At 69.5% G+C, this 23,368-nt stretch carries 20 protein-coding genes and 2 pseudogenes; 11 read left to right on the top strand and 11 right to left on the bottom strand.

The window, feature by feature from the left end:
* Positions 1–57: 57 nt before the first annotated feature.
* Positions 58–2,757, top strand: a complete 2,700-nt coding sequence (locus ACLQ2N_RS22055; RefSeq protein WP_425815592.1) for a right-handed parallel beta-helix repeat-containing protein — start codon at positions 58–60, stop codon at positions 2,755–2,757.
* A gap of 63 nt (positions 2,758–2,820) precedes the next feature.
* Here the strand turns inward: ACLQ2N_RS22055 and ACLQ2N_RS22050 are convergent, their stop codons facing one another.
* The gene (locus tag ACLQ2N_RS22050) at positions 2,821–3,570 is read right to left on the bottom strand and encodes a FadR/GntR family transcriptional regulator (protein WP_425815590.1); all 750 of its coding nucleotides are present in this window, start codon (positions 3,568–3,570) and stop codon (positions 2,821–2,823) included.
* A gap of 505 nt (positions 3,571–4,075) precedes the next feature.
* Between ACLQ2N_RS22050 and ACLQ2N_RS22045 the strand changes: the two genes are divergently transcribed.
* Positions 4,076–4,735, top strand: coding sequence for a ThuA domain-containing protein (locus ACLQ2N_RS22045; protein ID WP_425815588.1), 660 nt, complete (start codon positions 4,076–4,078; stop codon positions 4,733–4,735).
* A gap of 82 nt (positions 4,736–4,817) precedes the next feature.
* Here ACLQ2N_RS22045 and ACLQ2N_RS22040 read toward each other — a convergent pair whose 3' ends face one another.
* The 5 genes from ACLQ2N_RS22040 to ACLQ2N_RS22020 all read right to left on the bottom strand — a co-directional run bounded on the left by ACLQ2N_RS22040 (position 4,818) and on the right by ACLQ2N_RS22020 (position 10,244).
* Positions 4,818–5,858 carry a LacI family DNA-binding transcriptional regulator gene (locus ACLQ2N_RS22040; protein WP_425815586.1) on the bottom strand — a complete coding sequence of 347 codons (1,041 nt, stop codon included), beginning with the start codon at positions 5,856–5,858 and terminating at the stop codon, positions 4,818–4,820.
* Positions 5,859–5,932: 74 nt separating this feature from the next.
* Positions 5,933–7,105: a fumarylacetoacetate hydrolase family protein gene (locus ACLQ2N_RS22035; RefSeq protein WP_425815584.1), complete on the bottom strand. Its 1,173-nt coding sequence runs from the start codon at positions 7,103–7,105 to the stop codon at positions 5,933–5,935.
* Positions 7,106–7,141: 36 nt separating this feature from the next.
* A complete protein-coding gene (locus ACLQ2N_RS22030; RefSeq protein ID WP_425815582.1) occupies positions 7,142–7,945 on the bottom strand; it encodes an enoyl-CoA hydratase/isomerase family protein in 804 nt (267 codons plus the stop codon).
* A complete protein-coding gene (locus ACLQ2N_RS22025; RefSeq protein WP_425815580.1) occupies positions 7,942–9,039 on the bottom strand; it encodes an extracellular solute-binding protein in 1,098 nt (365 codons plus the stop codon). Before ACLQ2N_RS22025 ends, ACLQ2N_RS22030 begins: the two co-directional genes overlap by 4 nt.
* Complete coding sequence (locus ACLQ2N_RS22020) at positions 9,036–10,244, bottom strand: CaiB/BaiF CoA transferase family protein (RefSeq protein ID WP_425815578.1); 1,209 nt, start codon at positions 10,242–10,244, stop codon at positions 9,036–9,038. The genes ACLQ2N_RS22025 and ACLQ2N_RS22020 overlap by 4 nt, the downstream gene beginning before the upstream one ends.
* 201 nt (positions 10,245–10,445) lie before the next feature.
* Here ACLQ2N_RS22020 and ACLQ2N_RS22015 point away from each other — a divergent pair, with 201 nt between their 5' ends.
* From ACLQ2N_RS22015 to ACLQ2N_RS22000, 4 genes are all read left to right on the top strand, one after another.
* Positions 10,446–11,192 (top strand): SDR family NAD(P)-dependent oxidoreductase, encoded by a 747-nt coding sequence (locus tag ACLQ2N_RS22015; protein WP_425815576.1) that lies wholly within the window; start codon positions 10,446–10,448, stop codon positions 11,190–11,192.
* Positions 11,189–12,256, top strand: a complete 1,068-nt coding sequence (locus ACLQ2N_RS22010) for an aldose 1-epimerase family protein (protein WP_425815574.1) — start codon at positions 11,189–11,191, stop codon at positions 12,254–12,256. Before ACLQ2N_RS22015 ends, ACLQ2N_RS22010 begins: the two co-directional genes overlap by 4 nt.
* An 836-nt stretch (positions 12,257–13,092) precedes the next feature.
* Entirely contained in the window at positions 13,093–13,377 is a 285-nt protein-coding gene (locus ACLQ2N_RS22005; RefSeq protein ID WP_425815572.1) for a hypothetical protein, read from the top strand.
* A gap of 632 nt (positions 13,378–14,009) precedes the next feature.
* A complete protein-coding gene (locus ACLQ2N_RS22000; RefSeq protein ID WP_425815772.1) occupies positions 14,010–14,339 on the top strand; it encodes a VOC family protein in 330 nt (109 codons plus the stop codon).
* A gap of 742 nt (positions 14,340–15,081) precedes the next feature.
* Here the strand turns inward: ACLQ2N_RS22000 and ACLQ2N_RS21995 are convergent.
* Positions 15,082–15,807, bottom strand: coding sequence for a glycoside hydrolase family 11 protein (locus ACLQ2N_RS21995; RefSeq protein WP_425815570.1), 726 nt, complete (start codon positions 15,805–15,807; stop codon positions 15,082–15,084).
* Positions 15,808–16,167: 360 nt separating this feature from the next.
* On the opposite strand from ACLQ2N_RS21995, the pseudogene ACLQ2N_RS21990 reads away from it, so the two are divergent.
* The 3 genes and pseudogenes from ACLQ2N_RS21990 to ACLQ2N_RS21980 all read left to right on the top strand — a co-directional run.
* Positions 16,168–16,322 (top strand): annotated as a pseudogene (locus ACLQ2N_RS21990) (short-chain dehydrogenase); the annotation flags it as partial.
* 53 nt (positions 16,323–16,375) lie between these two features.
* Positions 16,376–16,879 (top strand): ArsR/SmtB family transcription factor, encoded by a 504-nt coding sequence (locus tag ACLQ2N_RS21985; protein ID WP_425815568.1) that lies wholly within the window; start codon positions 16,376–16,378, stop codon positions 16,877–16,879.
* 25 nt (positions 16,880–16,904) lie between these two features.
* Entirely contained in the window at positions 16,905–17,759 is an 855-nt protein-coding gene (locus tag ACLQ2N_RS21980) for a M23 family metallopeptidase (protein ID WP_425815566.1), read from the top strand.
* A gap of 826 nt (positions 17,760–18,585) precedes the next feature.
* Here ACLQ2N_RS21980 and ACLQ2N_RS21975 read toward each other — a convergent pair.
* Both ACLQ2N_RS21975 and ACLQ2N_RS21970 read right to left on the bottom strand, forming a co-directional pair.
* The gene (locus tag ACLQ2N_RS21975; RefSeq protein ID WP_425815564.1) at positions 18,586–18,990 is read right to left on the bottom strand and encodes a hypothetical protein; all 405 of its coding nucleotides are present in this window, start codon (positions 18,988–18,990) and stop codon (positions 18,586–18,588) included.
* A gap of 283 nt (positions 18,991–19,273) precedes the next feature.
* Entirely contained in the window at positions 19,274–19,669 is a 396-nt protein-coding gene (locus tag ACLQ2N_RS21970) for a winged helix-turn-helix transcriptional regulator (RefSeq protein ID WP_425815562.1), read from the bottom strand.
* A gap of 120 nt (positions 19,670–19,789) precedes the next feature.
* Here ACLQ2N_RS21970 and ACLQ2N_RS21965 point away from each other — a divergent pair, with 120 nt between their 5' ends.
* Positions 19,790–20,617, top strand: a complete 828-nt coding sequence (locus ACLQ2N_RS21965; RefSeq protein ID WP_425815560.1) for an enoyl-CoA hydratase/isomerase family protein — start codon at positions 19,790–19,792, stop codon at positions 20,615–20,617.
* Positions 20,618–20,999: 382 nt separating this feature from the next.
* Here the strand turns inward: ACLQ2N_RS21965 and ACLQ2N_RS21960 are convergent, their stop codons facing one another.
* Positions 21,000–21,617, bottom strand: a complete 618-nt coding sequence (locus ACLQ2N_RS21960) for a hypothetical protein (RefSeq protein ID WP_425815558.1) — start codon at positions 21,615–21,617, stop codon at positions 21,000–21,002.
* Positions 21,618–22,355: 738 nt separating this feature from the next.
* On the opposite strand from ACLQ2N_RS21960, the pseudogene ACLQ2N_RS21955 reads away from it, so the two are divergent.
* Positions 22,356–22,550, top strand: a pseudogene (locus ACLQ2N_RS21955) (transposase); the annotation flags it as partial.
* Between the two features lie 338 nt (positions 22,551–22,888).
* On the opposite strand, the gene ACLQ2N_RS21950 reads toward ACLQ2N_RS21955, so the two are convergent.
* Complete coding sequence (locus ACLQ2N_RS21950) at positions 22,889–23,338, bottom strand: hypothetical protein (RefSeq protein WP_425815556.1); 450 nt, start codon at positions 23,336–23,338, stop codon at positions 22,889–22,891.
* Positions 23,339–23,368: the final 30 nt, after the last annotated feature.

Here is a 23,368-nt window from a genome sequence, read left to right as displayed (position 1 = left end):
AGCGGATCGGGTATCGCGGCCGGGACGGAATCACGGAATCCAACGAAAGGCTCCTCCATGTCGAGAACTGGGAGACGACCGGCACGGACCGTACTGGCCTCCGTCGCTCTGGCGCTGGTGACGACCGCCGGCGTGCCGGCGGCCGGCACCGCATCGGCCACCCCGTCCGGCCCGACGGCCTCCTCCGCGGCCCTCACGGTCTACGTGTCGGCCTCCGACGGCGACGACGCGAACAGCGGGAGTCTCGATGCCCCGTTGCGGACGATCACGGCGGCGCGGGACGCACTGGCCGGCCGCACCTCCCCCGGGGCGCGGGGCACGGTGTACATCCGGGGCGGGACGTATGTACTGGACGACACCATCCGCCTCAGCGGCAAGGAGAACTCATGGGTGACGTACGCCGCGTACCACGATGAGAAGGTCACGCTGACCGGGTCGCACGAACTTCCGGCGGACGGGTGGCAGCGGCTCACCGACCTCTCGGCCGATACGCTCGCCGAGCCCCGGTACTCCTCCAACACCCGCCTGAACACACCGGAACTGCGTGACGGCGTATGGGTGTTCGACCTTGGCGCGCACGGGATCGACCCGGGAACGCTCTACAAGAACGGCTTCAACTGGGTGCAGCAGCCGTTCGCTCCGGAACTCGTCGTCGACGGCGGCACCCAGACCCTGGCCGAGTACCCGAACGGCGCCTCGTGCACCACCACGGAGACCGCCTGCCACCTGTGGGGGACGGGAGCCAAGTGGAAGGCCGACGGCCCCCGGGACCTGATGAACGTGGATACCGACGCCCGCTTCGGTCCGGAGGACGACTGGAACACCTCCGGCACGACGCCCCGCGCCCAGTTCGAGGACAAGAAGCAGCTCGTCCCCGACACCGGGCAGCGGGACACCTGGAGCCCGGAGGAGATGCGGCGCATGACCCCGTCCGTCTTCACGGTCGGCGGCCGCGCCGCCAGTGGCGACCGCTACCGCACCTGGGGACCCGAGGCGGTGCCCGCGGTGGATGATCCCGGCACCCGCGGATTCGGCGAGTACTCCGACGTTCCGGTCCAGCTGGATCCGCGCTGGATCGAGGACATCGACAACACCAGGTCCGAGACGGAGGGCTGGCTCTCGGGCTACCTCGGAAACAACTACGCCAACGACATGGTGCGCATCCTGTCGTGGAGTGGCGACAAGCTGTACACGAAGTACCCCTCCATGTACATCCCGCAGGACTCCTGGACCAAGGTCAAGGTGCTCAACGTCCTGTCGGAGATGGACACGGCCGGCGAATACTACATCGACCGCTACCACGACAACGACGTCCTCTACTACCGGCCCCAGGACGGGACGGTCGAGGGCAGGACCACCACGCTGCAGACGTTCGACAAGAACTTCATGCTGCTCGACGGCACCCGCGGCGTGACGGTCCGGGGCCTGGCCATGACCGGGTCGCTGATCAGCGGTGTGCAGTTGCTGGACGCCGTCGGGACCCTCATCGACGGGGTCGACATCTCCAACGTGAGCATGGACGCGATCCGGATCGGGCGTACCACGGACACGATCACCAGCATGCCGGACTACGAGACCGTGCAGGGCGGGCACGACAACGTCGTGCAGAACTCCTACCTCCACGATCTCGGCGGCGGAGGCGTCCTGCTCGGCGGCGGCGACCGTGCCACGCTCGCACGCGGAAACAACGTCGCCCGGCACAACGAGATCACACGCTTCTCCAAACTCGCCACATACACCCCGGCCGGCTACATGTACGGCGTGGGGAACACGTTCGAGTACAACTACGTCCACCACGCCCCGCACATGGCCGTGCAGATCATGGGCAATGACATGCGCGTCAACCACAACCACTTCTACGACGTGGTGAAGAACGCGGGCGACATGGGGGTCGTCTACGCCGGCCGCGACTTCACCTACCTGGGCAACGAGATCGCCTACAACCGCTTCGAGAAGATCGGGGGTTCCAACGACGCCCTGTACATGGACGACGGCGCGACCGGGGTCCGCTTCCACCACAATGTCGTGAGCGACGCGAAGTCCGGCGTCAACTTCAACTCCGGCCACAGCAATACCGCGGACGACAACGTGTTCATCGGGGTGGACCACGTGGGCCACGGCGGCATATACCACAAGAACGGCGAGACACACCTTCCGCCGGACAACAGCTGGGTGTTGGAGAGCCGTTACAACACGTTCCTCGACGTCCGCGAGGGCGAGAAGTACAGCGCGACTTCCCGGACCGTCGCCGCGTGGCACGCGCACTACACGAACGGGAAGCAGAAGTACTCCGACGGAAGGCCGATCACGTATCCGGAGATCACCGACTGGTACGTGCCACGCGTGACCGCGACGGGGCAGGAGTGCACGACCGCCGTCTACACCACGGCCGGGACCAACGGCTGCAGCCGCGCGACGGTGTGGGAGGATCCCGACTCGGTCTGGGTGCCGTCGCGGGTCGAGATCGACCACGCGGTGATCGTCGGCTGCTGCAGCTTCATCGAGACGAAGGTCGACTTCGCCGAGCCGGCCTCGCGGTACAGCCTGTCGCGGTGGAGCGACCGGGTCAACACCAACCCCGTCCTGGCCTCCTCGGTGGCGGAGACCGGCCTCGACCCCGACACGCTCACGTTCTCGTCCTCCGGCTCGGTGGCGCGGTCGTACGGGGCCGCGTGGGTCCGGGAGTGGAACCGCAGCGTCACGACGCAGGGCATCGGCCGGCCGGCCAACCGCGAGACGGACGCCGTTCGCCGGTAGCCGCCGGGTGACACCGTCTCCTCGCGCCGGGGCATCCACCGCTCGCGGATGCCCCGGCGCACGTCACGCGCCGGACGTGCCGGGCGGTCGCCGGCGCTCCCAGGAGGACGTGATGTGGTCCCGCATCGCTTCGGCCGCCTCGTCGGCGTCCTGGGCGAGCAGGGCGGCCGCGAGCCGTGCGTGCGCCTCGTGCGTCAGCTCGATGTGCTCACGTGTGGGATCGCCACTGTATTGGGGGTAGCGCACGGCTTTGCCCTGGATGCTCGACACGATGGCCCGCCCGAACGCGTCCCGCGACGCACGGTGGATGATCTCGTGGAACTCGATGTCGGCACGGGAGTAGGCCTCCGGGTCGCCTCGCAGGGCCGCGAGTTCGTCGAGCTTGGCCGAGAGCGCCGCCGCCTGCGTGTCGTCCATGAGACGGGCGGCGCGGGCGGACATGGCGCACTCGAGCGTCGTCCGGATCTCGATCAGGTTGTCGAGGAAGACCAGCCGGTCCTTCCGCTGGAAGAGCGCGTCGAGGATCAGGGGGTCGAGCAGACTCCACTGCTCCTGGTCGAGCACGACCGTCCCCCAACCCTGGCGCGTCGCGACGAGCCCCTTCTCGGAGAGGGCCATGGTCGCCTCGCGGATGACGGTGCGGCTCACCTCGTACTCTTCGCACAGGACGCCCGCCGAAGGCAGCGCCGTTCCGGGCGGGTACTCGCCGAGCACGATGGCCGTCGCCAGGCTCTGCACGACGGCGGCGGCGAGGGGAGGCCGACGCCGTTGTCGGGGGGACACGGCAACGGCGTCCGCGGATGGGTTACTCATCTGGTCAGCGACTCCCAATGTGTGTGCAGGTGTGCCCGGTCCCCGCTGTCCGAGGGCTCAAGGCTAGCGGAACATGCTAAGGTCATCACTCGTATCATAAGTGATGACCAAGGTTTCCGGTCACGCCACCACTCCGGAGGCGAAAGCACGCCCGGGGCCGAACGGAGCGCCCGCGAAAGGCACTTCGGGACGTGCCCGGTCAGAGCTCCGGGGGGCCGGATTCGCCCGTCACCACCGTGCGACACGCTCCAACCGAAGGCGGGGTGCGACGCATGTCGCTGGGTCCCGGTTCACGGCCACGACGGGAACACCCGGCCGAGGAGCGTGACCACAGGAAGGCCCGGAGCGCTTGGCGCCAGGTTACTCCCCGGTGCTCAATTCGCACTCAGGGATGGGATGTTGAGGGATCCAGCAGTAATCGACCGAACGCGGTTCCACCCGGCAGCGGCCGAGCGGAGCCATGAGAGCCGCAGGGACAACCGACACCGTACGGAGGCAATCCCAAGTGAGTCAGCGCAACGCCCTGGTGGTACGCGGCGGCTGGGAGGGGCACGACCCGGTCGGCTGCACCGGGATGTTCATTCCCCGGCTCGAACGCGCGGGCTTCGACGTATCCGTCGCCGAGGACCTCTCGGTGTACGAGGACGCGGACCTGCTCGCCGCAACCGACCTCGTCGTCCACTCCTGGTCCGGCGGCGAGCTGACACCCCTTCAGGAAAACACACTCGTCTCGGCCGTGGAGGCGGGAACGGGTTTCGCCGGCTGGCACGGCGGCGTCATCGGAACGAATGTCGCCGCCGCTCGCTATCTGCGCATGGTGGGGGGACGGTTCCTGTGGCACCCGGACGGGTTCCAGGACTTCACCGTCCGCATCACGGCGCTGCCGGAGCGGGACGGCGAGATCACCCAGGGGATCGGGGACTTCGACGTCCTCACCGAGCACTACTGGGTGCTGACGGACACTCTGAACACGGTGCTGGCCACCTCGGTCCTCTCCCCCGACGGCGGCCAGTGGGACGAGCCGGTCGAGTTTCCCGTCGTGTGGACGCGCCACTGGGGCGCCGGCCGGGTCTTCGTCTGCACCCTCGGCCACCGCGTCGCGGACCTGGAGGTGCCGCAGACCGCGAAGATGGTCGAGCGGGGCCTGGTCTGGGCGGCACGCTGAGGCCGGGGGCGGCCGGCGCGCCGGCGAGCGGCCGCCCCCCGCCTCAGCAGAATCCGCCCGGGCCCGGGCGGCACACCGCGCGTCAGGAGCTGCCGCGGGCGACGACCCGGTAGCCCACGTCGCGGTGCGGATCGCCGACCGGGTTGCCTCGCATCCTCTCCAGCAGCAACTCGGCCCCCAGCTCACCGATGAGGGTGCCGGGCACCGCCACCGTGGTGAGCGAGGGGACGAGATGCCGGGCCAGCTCGAAGTCGCCGAAGCCGGCCAGGGCCAGCGTGCCGGGGACGTCGATCCCCCGCCGTACGCACGCCTGCAGGGCGCCGGCGGCGAAGACGTCGCTGGAGAACATCACGGCGTCGGAGTCCGGATGCCGTTCCAGCACAAGGTCCAGGAGCGTGACGCCGGTGTCCATGGTGACCGGCTCCGGGCCCGCGTCCACCGTGCGCGGAGCCGTGCCCAGCAGCTCACGGACAGCGGTCGCGTAGCCGTCGAGCCGCTCGGCGGCCCGGAGGTCGCCGGAGGTGTGCCGCCCGGCGAACGTGATCCGGCGCCGGCCCCGCTCGACGAGGTGTCCGACCATCGCGGCGGCGGCCGCCGCGTTGGAGAAGCCGACCAGCAGGTCCACCGGATCGTCCGACCAGCCCCAGGTCTCCACGACGGGTACTCCCGCGGCGGCCAGCAGGGCACGGGTTCCGGGGGTGTGGTCGGTTCCCACCATGAGCAGTCCGTCCGGCCGCCTGCCGAGGAAGCTCCGCAGCACGTCCTCCTCGTGCTCCGCCCGGTAGTCGGTCGTGCCGACGAAGATCTGGTAGCCATGGGCCGCCAGGGCGGTCGAGAAGGCGTGAACGGTGTCCGCGAAGACCGACGCGTTGATCTGCGGGACCAGGACACCGACCGTGCGGCTGCGGTTCGACGCCAGGTTGCTGGCGGCGAGGTTGGGCACGTAGCCGGTCGCCGCGATGGCCGCTTCGACGTTGGCCCGGGTCTCGTCCGGCACCGACCGCGGGTCGCGCACGACCCGCGAGACCGTCTGCGGGGACACCCCGGCCGCCGCCGCCACGTCCGACAGGGTCACCGAACGGGTGGCGGAACGCTTGCGTGGGCGGCGGGGTGGCTGGGTCACATCCGAAACGATATCCATTGCGTCCGCCGGCGGGCCGTCCGCCCGGCCGCGCCGGGCGGACGGCTCGCCGGGCGTCACAGGGCTCCTCGTGCGGCCAGGGAGCGCATCAGATCGGAGATTCCGAAGGTCCACGGCTCGCAGGCGTCGCTCGGCCTGATCCGGCTGACGAGTGAACCGAGCCGGGGCGTGGCGACGGTGACCAGGTCTCCGTCGTGATGGGTGAAGCCCTGGCCCGGGGCGTCACGGTCCTCGACGGGGGCGAACATCGTGCCCAGGTAGAGCACCGCACCGTCGGGGTACCGGTGGTGCGGTCCGATCAGCTGACCGACGAGGTCCAGTGGGTCGCGGCTGATGGCGGACATGGAGGACACGGCGTCGAGTCGGTAACCTTCCTCGCCCTCGACGGTCAAGGTCACCGCCGCCTTCCGCACGTCGTCCATCCCGAAGGACGCGTCGAAGAGCCGCACGAAGGGCCCCAGGACGGCCGAGGCGTTGTTGTCCTTCGCCTTCGACAGGAGGAGTGCCGAACGTCCTTCCACATCACGGAGGTTGACGTCGTTTCCGAGAGTCGCGCCCACGACCTCCCCCGCGGAGGAGACGACCAGCACCATCTCCGGTTCGGGGTTGTTCCACCGTGAGGTGGAGAGGACCCCGGCATCGGTCGCGGTGCCGACAGCGGCCAGCACGGGGGCCTTGGTGAAGATCTCGGCGTCGGGCCCGATGCCCACCTCCAGGTACTGACTCCACATCCCCCGGGCGACCAGGAGTTCCTTGAGCGCGGCGGCCTCCGCGGAGCCGGGCCGCAGGGATGCCGGATCGTCCCCGACGAGGCCGCGTATCCGCTCGCGCACCTCGGCGGCGCCGGAGGCCTCGCCCCGCACACGTTCCTCGATCACCCTCTCCAGCATGGACACCACGAAGGTCACGCCGGCGGCCTTGACCGCTTGAAGGTCCACGGGGGCGAGCAGCCAGGGACGTGCCGGATCACGTGTCTCGGGCGGCGTGTTGCCCAGCAGTTCGTCGAGTCCGGCGAGGCGCTCGCCGTCGGCCGTGCGCAGCTGCGCCGCCGGATCGGGGGTTTCGCAGAGGTCGCGTACGGTCGGGAAGGCCGCCGTCACGTCGTGCACACCGCTGTCGCGGACGGCGACGACGCAGGGACCGGTGCCGGGCTGCCAGACCCGGCCGACGAGGGCCCCCTCCGTGCCGTCGTCGGGCAGGGTGGTGGCGGCGTCGGGCCACTGGGTCATGTCGTTCCTCTCAGGCTTTGCGGAATGTGGGCGCTCTCAGGCCTTGCGGAAAACGGGCGGGCGCTTCTCGGCGAACGCGCGGCGGCCTTCGGCGGCGTCCTCGGTGGCGAAGCAGATGGTCTGCAGGTCCCGTTCGTAGGCGAGAGCCTGGTCCTCGGGCAGATTCCCGGCCGCCCGAAGGTTGATCTTGGCCGTTTCCGCCGCCACGGGGGCCTGGGAGGCGATTACCGCGGCGAGGGCCCGGGCCCGGTCGAGCAGTTCGTCGGGGGCGACCACCTCGCTGACCAGGTGCCACTCCAGCGCCCGTGCGGCATCGATGCGGTCGCCGGTGAGCAGCATGAGTGCCGCGTTGCTCGGCCCGGCGGCGCGGCTGAGGAAGGCCGCCATGCCGCCGCCCCCGATCCAGCCCAGTGTGATCTCCGGCGCTCCGAAGGACGCCGTCCGTGAGGCGATCCGGATGTCGCAGGAGAGCGCGGTCTCCAGCCCGCCGCCGAGGGCGTAGCCGCCGACGGCTGCGATCGTGGGCGTCCGGGCCTCGCGGATGGCGTCGCAGTAGTCGACGCGATTGCGGAACTCCCACGGGGTGCGGTATCCGTCGAGTTCGCGGATGTCAGATCCGGCACTGAAGGCGCGCCCGCCCGCACCGGTGAGGATCACCGCGCGAACGTCGTCCGTGGTGTCGCACCATTGCACGGCCTGGACCAGGGCGCGGGACATCTCGGGGGTAACGGCGTTCAGTTTCTCGGGCCGGTTCAGCGTGAGGGTGGCGACCCGGTCGGCGACGTTGAGCAGGACGTGTCCGGTGCCGAGGTCGGGCGGGGTGCTGGTGGTGTCGGTCATGCTCGTCCTGCTTCCTTCGTGGTCCGGCTCGCGCGGTAGAGGGCTCGTAGCCGGCCGACTGCCGCCCCATGGCCGGTCCCGCCGGCCAGTGCGTCCCGGACGACGGCGGAGGCGGCGCTCTGGAAGGCGATGTAGCCGGCATGGCGGGGGCGGACCCACGCCTGCTCACAGGTGCGGGTGGTCCGGCGGTAGAAGTCCGCTGCGACGATCGCCGGGTCGGTCCAAGCGGCGCGTGCGCTGGGCTGCCCGCTGTGCCGGGGCAGGAAACCGCACTGGGCGGAGGGCGACATCAGCCAGCGGATGTGGTCAAGGAGTTCCGAGGTGGGGGTACAGCGGGAACTGACGGCGAGTCCGGTGCCGCCGAGGGTGGAGCCCGGCCGTCCCCCCGGCCGGGCGGCCGGGGCGTCGGTGAACGTCAGCCGGTCCGCGTAGGTGACGTAGCCGTACACCAACGGGCAGTGCGCCAGGCGGTCGGTGCCCGCCATCAGCTCCAGCAGACCGATCGGGTTGAGCGTGCGCGTACCGGCGGGTGCGCGGGCGTCGATGCCGGCCATGAGGTCCAGGACGGCACGTCCCGTCGCGTCGCTGATCAGTTCACCGGGGCCAGTGGCCGGCTCCTCGCCGAGGGCGACCGCGACGGAGGCGAAGGTGAGGAAGGCGTGCGGTCCGGCGAGCGACAGGGCCACCGGCGCGCGGCTCGCGAGGCCGAGCACCTCCTCCCAGGTGGTGGGCGGCTCCCCGGCGAGATCGGCGCGGGTCGCGGAGACCTGGGTGGCCGCGTCCAGGGGCAGGGCCCACTGCCTGCCGTCCATCGCGTACGAGTGCATGGTGGGGCCGATCGAGCCGGCACGCCAGCCGTCCAGTTCGTCCCTGCCGAAGAGATCATCCAGCGGGCGGAGGCAGCCCGAGGCGAGTGCCTCCCCCAGGTGCGGATGGTCCAGCACGACGAGGTCGTACCGGGCGCAGAGCTCGTCGACGGGATGGGACTCGAAACCCTCCAGCGGCTGGACGGACCAGTGCACGAGGCCGCCGGCCGCCGCGGCGAGGGCGTCGTGGCCGCGCGGGTGGTCCCAGGTCAGTCCGGCGTAGGTCACTGGGTCTCCGTCACGGTGCCGGAGGCGAACAGCGCCTCGATCTCCTCCTGGCCGAGGCCGGCCTCGGCCAGGATCTCGCGCGAGTGCTGGCCGGTGAGCGGGGCGCCGCGGTCGATGCGGGGCGGCGTGGCGGAGAACTTGTAAGGGAATCCGGGCACCTTCACACGGCCCTCGGTGGGGTGGTCGTAGGTGATGAAGGTGCCGTTGTGGCGGATCTGCGGGTCGTCGACCAGATCCGCGTAGCCGTAGACCGGTCCGGCCCATACGCCCGCGGCCTCGAAGGCGTCGAGCCAGTGGCGCGAGGTACGGGTGCGGAGTTGGGAGGCGGTGCGCGAGAAGAGCTCGTCGCGGTGGGTCCAGCCGTGCTCCTCGTCCTCCATGGACAGGAAGCTGTCCTCGCCGAGGAGTTCGCCGAGTGTCTTCAGCGGCGGGAAGGCGAGGACGATGTAGCCGTCGGCGGTTTCGAACGCGCCGTAGGGTGCGCGAATGTAGACATGTGCGTGCGGTTCGCCGGAGCGGTTCTGCTCCAGGCCGCCCACGGTGTGCACCGACAGTTCCTGCATTTGGAGTGTGGTGACGGCATCCAGCATGTTCACCGTCACGAGCTGTCCCTCACCGGTGCGTTCGCGGTGGAGCAGCGCGGCGAGCACCCCCTCGAAGGCGGTGGACGCGGTGACCGCGTCCACGAGGTACTGGCCCGCGGCCTGCGGTGCCTCGCCGGCGCGGCCCGCGGAGAGCATGGCGCCGGACATCGCCTGGAGCAGCAGGTCCTGGCCGGGGCGCTGAGCGTAGGGTCCGTCCTCGCCGTAGCCGGAGATGGAGACGTACACGAGCGACGGGTTGATCTCCGCCAGCGACGAGTAGTCGACGCCGAGTCGGTCGGCGACACCGGGGCGGTAGTTCTGCAGGAAGACGTCGGCGTCGGCCACGAGCCGGCGGAGCACCTCTTTGCCGTCCGGGTCCTTGAGGTCGACGGCGAGGGAGCGCTTGTTGCGGTTCAGCGAGAGGAAGGAGACGTTGATCCGGTTGCCGCCCGCGCCTCCCGCTGCCGCATGACGCTGCCACTCCCCGGTGACCGGCTCGACCTTGACCACGTCGGCCCCGAGGTCGCCGAGCCGCTGGGCCGCGAACGGGCCGGCCATGGCGATGGAGCAGTCGAGGACCCGGTACCCGCTGAGTATCCCGGGCTTGTCAGGCGTCGTCATGGGACTCCTTGAAAGAGGAGGGAGGAGAAGAGGAGCGAGAGAGGGGAACTCGCCGCGCCGCCGCCGCATTTGTTGTTCCGAGCCCTGTTGTTAGCGCTACCGGCAGCGCTAACATTCACGCTATGCGGGCCCCGCTCGCAGTGTCAACGCCTCGATCCGCCCCGCGGCGCCCGGCCGGCACCGGGAAGATGGGAACCACCGATGAGTCAACCGCAAGCAGCACTCGTGACCGGCGCCGGCGGCGCCCTGGGACGCGCCATAGCCTCCCGCCTGGCCGCCGACGGGCACGATGTGGCCCTGCTCGACCGCGACGCCGCGTCGCTGGAGCAGACGGTCGAGGAGGTACGGAAGTCGGGTGCCCGTGTCCTGGCTCTGACCACCGACCTGCGCGACGCACAGGCGGTCGAAGCGGCCGTCGAACGGACCACGTCCGAGCTGGGCACCCTGCGCGTCCTGGTGAACAACGCGGCCGTGTACCCGAGCCGGCCCTTCCTTGATGTGCCGCTGGCGGAGTACGACAATGTGGTCGCGGTGAATCAGCGCGCCTACTGGGTCGCCGCTCAGGCGGCAGCGCGCCGTATGACCGGCACGGGCGGCGGGGCGATCGTGAACGTGGCCTCGATCACCATGCACGGGGGCTGGGACTCGCTCGCCGCCTACATCTCCACCAAGGGTGCGGCCGTCGCCTTCACCCGCGCACTGGCCCGCGAGCTCGGGCCTGCGGAGATCCGCGTCAACTGCGTCTCCCCCGGCGCGTTCCCCACGGCGGCCGAGGAGATCCACGACGATCCCGAGGCCTACACCCGGCATGTGCTCGACCATCAGGCCCTCAAGCGGCGCGGCCGCCCGGAGGAGCTGGCCTCGGCCGTCTCCTTCCTCACCGGACCGGACTCCTCGTTCGTCACCGGCCAGTGCCTGGAGGTCAACGGAGGGTGGGTGATGGCGTGAAGCTGAACGGACGCGACTACGACCGTCACGCCCTCGCCCGGCACGCGGGCGACGTCTCGGCCGCCGGCGGTGTGCGGTCCGTCGTCCTGGACGACGGCTCCGAACGCGGCATCCGCACGCTGGAGTTCCGTACCGGCGCCGGACTCTCCTTCGATGTGCTCGTGGACCGGGCCATGGACATCGGCGGGGCGGAGTTCCTGGGCCGCGGGTTCGGCTGGCGCTCCGCGACGGGGTTCCGCCACCCCGGCCTGCACGAGTACCGCGACGACGACGGCCTGTCGATGATGCGCAGCTTCTCGGGACTGCTGCTCACCGCCGGTCTCGACCACACGCTGTTCGGCGCCGAGGTGGACGCCTCGCAGTACCGCTACCCGCCGCGCCGCACCGCCTCCCACGCGCTGCACGGCCGGGTCGGCAACCTGCCCGCCCGGCTCACCGGCTACGGCGAGCAGTGGCAGGACGAGGACCACTGCGTCCTCTGGGCGGAGGGCGAGGTCCGCCAGGCCGCGATCTTCGGTGAGCACCTGCGGCTCACCCGCCGCATCGAGGCCGATCTCGGCGGCACGGAGATCCGGCTCATCGACCGGGTGCGCAACGCCGGCTTCGACCCCACACCGCACATGTTCCTCTACCACATCAACGTCGGCTGGCCCTTCCTGGACGAGGGAGCGCGCTACGAGATGCCGCTGCGCCGCACGCTCTGGCAGAGCGACAGCGTCGCCGAACAGGGGGTGCTGAACACCGAGATGCCGGGCCCGCTGTCCGGATTCGTCGAGCAGGTCTACGAGCATGAACTGGAACCGGACGCCGACGGCTCGGTACGGCCCCGGCTGGTCAACGACCGCCTGGGGATGTACTTCGAGCTGGAGTACGACCAGGCGCAGTTCCCGTCCTTCTTCCAGTGGATGCACCTGCGCGAGGGCGCCTACGCCGTGGGCTTCGAGCCCTCCACGCACCATGTGCAGGGTGAGGCCGCGGCCCGGGAGAGCGGATCCATGACGTTCCTGCAGCCGGGTGAGGAACGCCTGTACACGACGACGTTCCGGGTCGGCCGGACCGGCTGATCACCTGACGGAGCGGACCGTGCGAACCGGTTGGGCCGGACGCCGCGCCCGTCTACGCTGACGGCCCACCGAGGCGAGAGGGATGACGCACAGGGAGCCGGTCCGGATCATTCCCGGGCTCACCGTGAACCGGGAGCCGTACGAGAAGGCCGGGCGGGTTCCGGTACGAGTACGCGGCGTCGCTCCACGCCCGCAACGGGCGACGCGCCGATCTCAGCGCATCAGCAGCGCCGCGGAGCGGGTCGGCGCCCGTCAAGTCAACTCCCTCCTGGTCCAGGAGGCTGTCGACTGGGGAAAGCACCGGCAACTCGGGCAGGCGATGGCCGACCTGGACATGGACGCGATGCCGATCCCGCCGTCCAGCTCTGGCTATCCGCCGGCGCTGCTCTACCGCCGCGAGACGATGGGCCGGTGGAAGTTCTGGAACACGGACTTCGCGCAGGAGACGCTCCATGGCTTCGGTGTCGCGGTATTCGACGTGGGCCTGCCCGCTCCACTCACGCTCACCAGCGCGCGCCTGAACCCGTTCGTCGCGACGCCGCACAGAAGCTGTACGAGGAGCGCGGAGACAAGGAGCTGCTGCGCAAGACCGCGACGGACGACCGGATCGATCAGCTGTGGGTGTCGGCACCGCTGCGCGACACAATCGTCGGCTACGCCCTGCTGGACACCCCTGCGGGTGCCTCGGACCACCCCGGTACCGGGCTCGTCGAGGGGATCATGGCTTGCAGGGCCATGCCCGCAGCACCGGGGCGAATCGTAGCGGCCTCTGGAGGGCTTCAGCTCGCTCCGGGCCATACGGTTTCGTCGAGGAACTGCTCAATTCTGGTCGCTACATGGCCGAGCACAGCTGCGGAAGCAGCAAGGGGCCCCGGGACTTCCATCCCGTGGTCCGCGCCGTCGACTTCGAGAACGAAGGGCGTGAGCTCGCGGGCGAGCCTTCCCTCCCACAACACATCCGCAGTTCCCCCGACGAGCAGGAACGGAGCTCGGGCGGCGCGAAGCCCCGCCACTACCTGCGGGTCGGTAAGCAGGGGGGTGAGCCATACGGCTGGGAATCCACGCTCGCCCACGAGGGAGGCTGCAACGCTCCCGAGCGACTTACCGACAACGAGCACTGATCCCCTGGGGACAGCGGCTGCCGCGACGTCGACCACCTCGGCCGCTCGCGGCAGGACCCACTCAGCACGCTTCGAAGGCTGGAGGTCGGCCGGTGCTTGCCACCACGCACGGTGCACCTGCGCGCCTCGAGCCTCGGCAGCCGAACCAGCGAACAGTGGCAACGGGGCGAACGGGCCGCCCAACCCACCCGGCAGGACCACCACGGCACGCGGAGGAAAAGAACCGATCACAGCAGGAGATTATCCGCGTGCCCACCAGACGATCACAGCGCCCCCAGAGGCACCGCGCCTCCGCTCGGCGGTCCTACTCGTAACAGAATGATCCCTGCGGGCTGACCTACAGGGATCCTGGCTCGCGGTCGGCGATGAACCGGGTCAGGGTTCCCTCTCGTAGTTCCAGAAACTGCCGCAGGTTGTCAGCTGCCTTGGCTGGATGAAGCGGCGCGCTCCAGGAGATCGCTCACCGCGTGCGTGTCCCGGTGGGGGCGAGCGAGTGAAAGACGGGCAGGCGCGTGCCGTGAGTCTGCCCGGGGGCCGACTTCGCCGTCGAGCGCTCAGCGACGGTACCAATCTGCCCATGGCCGAGTCGCTACTGGCCGGTCGAATGGGGCCTGGTTGCGCCGTCTCTTGACATCGGTCCCTCGCTGTCAGGCTTGGCGGGCGTAGGACGCGAGGCGATCGGCGAGCTCAAGACCCCGGGCGCCACCCTCGCGATCGCCGGCACCCGCACCGTCCCGCTGTTCGCCCCAGGCTCTGCCCGTCCGGCGGACAACCACAGCGTGATCACCGAGTTCCTCGTCGACGACGTCGACCGTGTGCACCAGAACCTGACCGGCTTCGTCACCGAGCCCACCACGATGCCCTGGGGCAACCGGTCGCTGCTGTTCCGTGACCCCGACGGCAACCTCGTCAACTTCTTCACCCCCGTCACCCCGGCGGCTATCGAAAAGTTCGCACGCTGACGCCACGCACAGCCGCTCACGCGGGGAGCCCTGAGATCCCAGGGTTCCCGGTGCACGCGGCCGCCGAGTCCAGGAGAGCCACCAGCCGGGGGCACCGGAACACACCGCTGACCTGCGGCTAACTCCCGGAATCCGGGCGTTTCCCGGCTCCCCAGACGACGCCGACCGCCACAACATCCCGGAGGTTGACGGTTGCCCCGGTGACGATGGCGACGGCCCCGGACCGTGCCGATGACCTGAAACGCACGGCTGTCGGGCCTAGGGAAGCCCCCGTGGGAGCCGTCCGGGTACGAAGGAGGCGATGAAGCCGCGGAACTGGGGCGGGCAGCCGGGGCGAGCCATCCCCGGGGACGCCCGACGCAGAGCGTCAGGCGTCGGATGGGGCCGGAGCGGCGGGAACCGGGCCGTAGATCCCAGGCCCTGGCAGGCGCTTACATACTGGCCGCCGAACTGGCCGCTCCTGGGTCGGCGGCGTGAAGACGTACTGGCTTCCGTGGACTCCGATGACCTGATTGTGCTCCATGTAGCGGCTGAGACGCCCTGTGCACCGGCCCCCGCGACCGGTCGAGGCCTGTGCGAGCGCGGTGGCGGAACCCGTACCCGCGGGGCGGAAGGCGGCCGGCCGCTGCGGGAGGGGCTGGGTTCCGCACCGGCCGGGCCGCTCCCGCGGTGACGCGTTGACCATGGTTGCGCACTCCGCCGCGAGACGGGACGCGCAACCGGTCGTTCGCCTGCCAGAGGTTCAGCCGCTGACCGTGATGTTCGAACTCCCGCTGCTCTGGTACCCCTCGGTGGCCATGATCATGTAGTACTTGAACTGGCCCATGCTCATGCCCGCGCGCGCCCAGGCGTCGAAGTGGTTGCCGGTGGTGATGGTGCCGGAGCCACTGGTCACCTTCGACTGCCGGACACTCCAGTACTGGTCGAAGGTGCGGGTGCCCTCGACGGAGGGTGCGTTGTACCGCGTCGTCTTGTAGATGTCGTACGTGCCGCCGTCACTGGAAACGGTGCCCCTGTACTCACCGGTGGGCCGGTAGCTGCCCCAGTTGTCGACGATGTAGTACTCCACAAGCGGGTTCGACGTCCAGCCGTAGAGGCAGCCGTAGCCGTTGCCCGACGGGTTGAAGTAGCCGTTGTAGCGGACCGTCCTGCGCCCACCGGTGTTCCAGCCCTTGCCGGCGACGAAGTTGCCGCAGTTGGTCCACTGGGTGCTGTAGCTGCCGCCACCTTTGAGGGTCATGGAGACGGAGCCGCCGCCGTCGGTCCAGAACGAGTAGTACATACCGTCGGTGCCGGTCCGGCTGGTGGTGATGGTGGTGGCGGCGTGGGCGGTTCCGGGCAGCAGCAGCCCGGACGCGGTAGCGAGCGCGACCGTGCCGGCGCCGCCGAGAAAGTTTCGTCGGCTCATGCCGACGAAGGGAGCGGGGTCCTGCCTGATCTGGTCCTGTTGCGAGCCGTCCTGCTGCATGGGATCTCCCGATGAAGGCTGGTGGGGGGCGGGCGGCTTCTGCCACCCGCGGCCTTGCACGAACCACGGCGAGACCGCCCGGTGGTCGTCGCAACCGCAACGATCCACCGTCGTCCCGGCCACGCGGCGCGCGGCCGACCGACGGACTTCCGTCATCCGATGGGCCACAGTTTTCGTAGAGGGCCATGCTCATGTCAACTCTTCGCCATTCTTTCGGAAAGAATTCTCTTCTCGAAGGACGCCCCGGCAAGGAGACATCCGCAGCTCAGGCCGCTATTCACGCACGCGGTCGCGGTGGCACGACTGAACCAGGAAGAGAGAACTTCCCACTCGTGCGCTTGGCGACCGAAACTTTCGAAAGGCTCCTGCGGCCGCGGGCTCGGACAGCAGGCCGTCGAGGAGCTGGGGGACGGCGCCCGCCTGCTGGTCCTCGACGTGACAGATCCCGACGGCGCCGCACGGGCCGCGGCCCAGGTGGCCGCCTGGACGTGCTGGTCAACAATGCCGGGACCTCTGTGGGGACAGATGCACGCTTGCACGTAACTCCGTAATTGCGTAATCTCGCTCCATGGATCTCGAAGAGCGTGTCGCCGAACTCGAACGGCGCATGGCGGAACTGGAGGCGGCGCCGCCCGCCCCGCCCGTGGGGGAGGGTGACTTCTGGGCGCTCGACGCGCTGAAGGCGCGCCATCCGGTGACGCAGGAGGCGGATGGCGCCGTGCTGTTCACCGGCGCGGTGCGCGTCCCGACCGGGCACCGCTACGAATGGCAGTACGGGCTGCTGACCGAGACGCTGTTCGACGACAACTGGTCGGAGGCGGCCGCGTCATTCGCCGCGCTCGGCCATCCCGTGCGGCTGACGCTGCTGCGTGAGGTCCTGGGAGGCCTGCGCACCGCGGCCGAACTGGCCGCACTCGACGGCGTAGGGACGACCGGCCAGATCTACCACCATCTGCGTCAGCTGACGGGCACGGGCTGGCTGCACTCCCCGGAGCGCGGCCGCTACGAGATCCCGACGGGGCGAGTCGTGCCACTCCTCGTCGTGCTCACCGCCGCGCGCCCCGTCGCATGACCGATTCACGGACAAGGGGGAAAGCATGTCCGTTGACCGACGGAAGATCGCCGCAAAGGTCCAGTACGCCTTGTGGGTGGTCTTCTTCGCGCAGATCGCCGCCCGGTTCTTCATAGAGCTGCCGTACAACTACTGGGTGAGCTGGCTCCCGGCGCTCGGCGCGCTCGGGATCGGCCTGGTCGTCGCACGCTCCGCACGCCAGCGGACCGGGACCCGGCCCCTGGCACCCGTCGCCGTTGCACCCCCGGTCACCGGCCGCTGGTCCGCGCCCAACAGCCCCGCCGACAAGGTCCCGAGCCACGGAACGCACAGCCTGGCGCAGACCTACGCCATCGACATCGTGGCCGAGCCGGCGGGCGGGCCCGCCCGTCCCGCCCCCGTCTGGTTCTGGCCCGTCGCCCGGCGCAACCGGGACTACCCCGCCTTCGGCGCACCGTTGTACGCCGTCGCCGACGCGACCGTCGTGCACGCGGAAGACGGCCAGCGCGACCACCTGAGCCGCAGCTCGCTCGCCGGGGTCCTGTACTTCTGGCTCGTCGAAGGGGCCTGCAGAACCCTAGGAGGTAGCCGTCGCATCGTGGGCAACCACATCGTCCTCGACCTGGGCGACGGAACGTACGCGGTGTACGCGCACGTTCAGCGAGGCTCACTCCGTGTCCGCCCGGGCGACGAGGTCGGGGCCGGTCAACCGCTCGGCCGCTGCGGCAACTCGGGCAACTCGACCCAGCCCCATGTGCACTTCCAGCTGATGGACGGACCCGACCTGGAGACAGCGCGCGGGATTCCCTTCACCTGGAGCGGAGTCGGCGTGCCCGCCGCCGGCGGGACATTCACCGTCGACGCGGACTCCACCGCTCCGGCACCGCCTCGGAACACCTGACCCGAACCGCCCGCGCTCTGCCCACCCTTGTCTCCGGGCGGCCCGTCGAGAACGGTGAACAGCGGCGAGAGGTGGCCCTTGGGTGCGGTGAGGACGATGTCGGCCTGGGCGCCTTCCCGGCCTGGCGTGCTCCAGGAGCCGGAGACCCGGAGCGGGACCGCCGTCCCGTACGAGCCGATGCGCCGCACCCCGCCGTAAGTGGATGCCCCCGACCGGCCCGTTGCGCCCGCGCCCGTCCGACCTGGCAAAGCGGTGGAGGGGCACCCCCCTGGGTGTGCTCGTCAGCAGCGGCCTCCTTCGGCCGCTGCTGACGGACGTCGGCGTTCCGGGGTCTTGTGGTGTCGGCGGCGGGCGGCGGCCAGACGTGTGCTGACAGCCGCGGGCTCGGTGCCGGTCACGGTGGCGATCTTGTCGATGCCGAGCCCGAGTTCCTCCATCCGAGTCAGGGCCTGTCCGCTTCGGCGGGCGACGGGTCTGGGTATGGCGTTGCCAGGCCCAGGCGGCGGGGTCGGGTTCGCGGACGATGGTGCTCCAGTGGCTGGCGATGCGTCCGGGAGCAGGAGAGCGATCGCGTACGGCCCCGCCGCTGGCGGGCTCCGCATCTTGTCCGGCGTCGACGCGGAGCCCTCCTCGTGCCGCGGCCCGGCACGGTGGGTGTCAGTTCCTGTGCCTCAGCCGCGCGTACCAGGCCTGGACGCGTGCCCGGACCAGGGAGGCGACGACGAGCACGGCGAGTCGGACGCCCTTGTCCACATTTGCGCGGACCCGTCACCGGGGCCGCAGTTCCCGCAGGCCTGCACAGCACGCAATGGGCCAGGGAGTGCCTTCAGTTCCGTGTCGGACGGCGTCGGAACGTACCCCGGTTGTAGTCGGCCGTCACCGATGCTCTACCGCCGGCAGGCACCGTGGCAGTCTGCTCCACCGTCGGGGGGTACAGGTCATGGTCGGTGCCGCGCACCCTGCCCGCCGTAATGGTGTAGCGGCCCGGCTTCACACCGGCGAGGGTGCTGGTTCGGGAGACATGCTCTGTCATGCCCTCCGGCCCCCGCACCGTCACGTCGCCGATCTTGCCGACGGGCAGGCTCCCGACACGCACGTGGAGCTGCCCCTCGGACTCTGACTGCCAGGGCATCCAGCCCTCGTTCACAGCGACGACGCTTCCGCCGACCATGCAGGCGACGACGCTGAAGATGACGCTGCGTCCCCATCGTGTCGAAGCCCAACTGGCCATCCCTCATCCCTTCCTCGGCCACTTGTACACGGCGCACGATACGGTCGGCCGACTCCCCCGGCTCCAGAGCCAGCCATCACGTGCCTCTGGCTCAACGGCAGGGCAGCGCGAGGGTCCCTTCCCTGGATATCGAGGTCGGCACCGCGGACGCAGCACTCCCCAAGGGAACCGCCACCGCGCGGCAGTACCGCCCCTTCACGGTCAGCTCGGATTAGGCGCCGAGCGCAGCAAGCATCCCCTGGGGTGGGTACCGCTCGTTACGGCTCGCCTCATGGTCGTCGTGTCAGCGCGGGGCTCGCTGGTCGTAGTCGCGCTGGCGTGCTTGGATCTCGGAGGCGTTCGCGACGGTCCAGTCGTAGAGGTGGGCGAACGGCTCGCGCAGGGATTCGCCGAGAGCGGTCAGCGAGTATTCGACGCCGACCGGCGAGGTCGGCAGCACGCGGCGCTCGACCATCCCGTTGCGTTCGAGCCGGCGCAGGGTCTGCGTGAGGACACGTTGCGTGACGCCGTCGAGGCGGCGCTTGATCTCGTTGAACCGGCGCGGTTCGACCAGGACTGCCATCACCATCATCGACCACTTGTCGGCGATCTGATCGAGGATGGGCCGGCTCGGACAGTCGGCCCGAAACACTACGTCGTGCTCGGCGACGGCCCGGTAGACGGCCTCAGAAGTGGCCATAGCGGTATCCTCCACGATCCCCGGGATGCCTGAAGTGCCTTATTGACGCAGGTCACAGCCGGTTTCACTGTAGGTATGCAACAGGAACCAGAATCCTGCCAGGTACCGAGGGGAAAAGCCATGGGCCACGACGCCTACCAGACCTTGCGCGTCAGCCGGAAGGATGCGGTCACACACGTCACGATCGACAACCCGCCGATCAACGTACTCAGCGTCGCGGTCATGACCGACCTGCGGCGCCTGCTCACCACGCTGGCCGGCGACGACACCGTACGCGTGATCGTGTTCGACAGCGCGGACCCGGACTTCTTCCTCGCCCACGTCGACATGACCGCCACCCCGAACGCCCTCGCCGGGCTCATGGCCGACCTGCCGGACGGCGTCAACGTCTTCCAGGCCGTCGGGGAGCAGCTACGCCGCCAACCTCAGGTGACCATCGTCAAGCTCGCCGGCAAGGCGCGCGGTGGCGGAGCCGAGTTCGTCGTAGCCGCGGACATGGCGTTCGCAGCGACCGGCACGGCCGGGCTCGGCCAGATCGAAGCTCTCATGGGCATAGTCCCTGGCGGTGGCGCCACGCAGTACCTCACCGAGCGCGTCGGCCGTAACCGCGCCTTGGAGATCGTGCTCGGCGCCGACCTGATGGACGCCGAGACCGCCGAGCGGTATGGCTGGGTCAACCGAGCCGTCCCAGCCGACCAGCTCGACGAGTTCGTCAACCGCCTCGCCCGTAACATCGCCGCGCTGCCCGACGGCGTTGTGACGGCAGCCAAGCATGCCATCGTTCCCCACGATCATTCTGATGGCCTGGCGCGGGAGAACGCCGCCTGGGCCGGGCTCGTATTCCGACCCGCCACAGCACAGCTCATGGACGCCGGGCTGGCCAACGACGCCCAGACTCGGGACGGCGAACAGGACCTCGAGAGTCTGTTCCGCCACCTCGCCGGGTAGCTGAACCCGGTGCAGGAGCCGCTGTTACCGAAGAGGGCCAGGCCGCGCCCGCCCACCGGCTCTACGACGAGCGGGAGAAGTCCGTCCAGCAGATCCCCGACAAGTGCGGCGCGCCGTGCTCGACGGTGTACGGACACCTCAACAAGGCCAGAACCTTCCCCTGTCAGCCCAAGGAGGCCAGGACCACGAAGCCCTGACTGCCCGTTTGCGGCTGGTGACACGGTTCTTACCGGCACCCCAGAAAACGGGCTGTGAGGCTCAGAGCGCTCACAGCGGTGACACCGGGTGAAATGACTGCGGGTGTCCTATGACAGCCAATCTGGAGTGGTCGCCACCGAACGTGGATTGCGGGTAGCTGATCAGGTCTGTGCTGACGAGGAGCTCAGCCGACCAGCAGATAGAGAACCAGCCTGATCAGCACAAGGCCAGTAAGCACAGTTCCAGCGATGAGCAGCGGGCTGCGGGTGTGGCGGAGGAGACGGATGCCGCACCGGACTCCGTAGACGGCCAGGCCGCCGGAGATGAGCAGAAACACAAGACTGCCCGCCAGTCCGCCCCCGCCCAGGACGCTGAGAATGACGTAGCCCACCAGGAACTGCGGGAGCCCCAGAAGCCAAACCTTCCTCACCTCTGCCCCGTCTGGGGCGGCCGGCGGCGGAGTCACAGCGGGCATGGGCGGCGTGACCGGCGGTGGAGGACCTGCGGCGATGTTGGAGGCAGGGGCATGCGTCGCTGGGGTGGAGAGCGGCTCAAGGGCTGTGCGCAGCCGTTCAGCGAACTTCGGGTCCGCCTGCACCTCGTCGGCGATCACGGAGCTGACGATGCCCGCTGATCCCTCGCCGGGCTGCTCATGCAGGCGGGCGAGGGCGGACGACCCCAGCGCGCTCCTTCCGAGCCGGCCCCATACCAGTTCTCGCACCGCCGCGGTCTGCTCTGCCGACGCCGACGTGCCTCCGGTCAGCACCCTGATCGCCGCAGCGGGTAACTCTGAAGCCTGCATTCCGATCCTTCCAACACCAGTGTGATCCGATCGTATGGGCATTTGGCGTACCGAGGAACTGAGCAGACCAGCGCAGATTCGAGGACTGGCCACAAGTCCTCGGCCGTAACGAGAACCGTCAAGGTCCGATGGCGAACGATTCAAGTTGGCTGTCACACAACACGGGGCGCTCCCGTTCCCGGCACACTCAGCCCATCGACGTGCCTGGACGAGGAGAAGCGCGATGCCCGAGAAGCCACCCCGGATGACGCGTACGACGCGGTGCCGGTGAACCGGTGATCCCGTGACGGAACCCACGTCTGCGTCGGACGCGACGGCGGCACCATCACCGACCTGCGCTCCCACGGCATGAACGACACCACCTACTCACTGAAGAACAACGACCCGACGCGCGCGGCCTCAACTGCCTGCGGGCCCCGGTCCCGTCTCGTCCGGCGCGTGGGATCACCCCGGATCGCCCGCCGCGGCGCTCCGCACTGCTCCGGCTTGGACGAGACGCGAGCACGACGCCTGGCGGGTCGAGTCGCTGAATAGCGGTCAGCAGACGCGGCCGGTGCAGATCGCCCTGAAAACGATGGTCACTTCGGGCGCGCTCAACCGCGATCGAGGTGTGAGGCTTGGTGCCGAAGCCACTCCACCACGGGGACTGTAAAACGTTCGGTGCAACTCCCGATCATGGAAGATGCATCGATGACCAGCAACAACGTGGACCGAGCCCGTCGCACCGTCTGAGGCTGTGGTGCCGACGTGTCGCGTCAGACGATCTCCACGATCACCGACAAGGTCCTCGAGGGCATGGCCGAGTGGCCGAACAGGCCCCTGGACTCGGGGCGGTTTCCATCAGTGGTTGCGAATCAGCTGGTCATTGGTCCTGTGAGCCATTCTTTCCTCGACATCACCTTCGACGGCCGACTCTCCTCAGCACGCCAGTAGCCCTCAACAACTCGAGAATACCGCTCGTTTGACAGTCCCCTCCTGGACACTGAGCCGATGGTGCTGGCATGTCCAGCGCGAGGAGTTCGCGGCTCGGCACGTCCAGCGACAGATCGGCCATGCCTCGTCAACGACTGTGGGACACGCGGGCCTGGGCTGTCGGCACACGCAGGTGGGCATGCGCATCCCGGTCGGGTTGTGGAAGTCAGGTACCGGGTAGGCGAGGTTCGCGGCTTGCCCCGCGGCTTGGTGGTGCTTTCGATCAGGTGAACTCGGGCCCGGCACGATCAGCGCCGCCGTTTGCGGTTCCGCCTCCGGACGGGAGGCCGCGCGGCCGTTCAGTGTGCGCGTCTGCGGCGGAGGCGGGTGAGCAGCAGGTACAGCATGGCGAGCGCGGCAACGGCCTGGGCCATTGCGGTGGCTTGCTTCTCGCCGTACCAGACGGGCTCGTACATGTCCGGGATCGGTCCCAGCTCGCCGACGTTGACGTAGCGGTAGACGAGGAGCAACGCGAGTCCCCCGATCGCAACTGCCGCGGCGAAGAGGTCTCCCGGCAGCCGCCGCCAGAAGAGGACGAGCAGCGCGGCGAGAGCCGCGAGGGCCGCCTCGAGGCGGAAAAGGGTGCCCTGGCTGATGCCCGACGTGATGGTGTCGTACCGGGCGGCCAAGTGCGCGTGCAGGTAGGCGTCGACCGCGAGACCAGCTGCGGCGAGTACCCGTGTGGCAGCCCACGCGAAAGGGCCGAGAGCGCCTTGGCGTGTGGGCGGGTCGGTCGGCTGTGTGGACATGGCGGGTCTCTCTGGTCGCGCCGCGGCTGG

Source organism: Streptomyces sp. DT224 (genome assembly GCF_049844595.1).
Taxonomy (GTDB): Bacteria; Actinomycetota; Actinomycetes; order Streptomycetales; family Streptomycetaceae; genus Streptomyces.
This window is presented reverse-complemented; position numbering and strand designations above follow the sequence as displayed.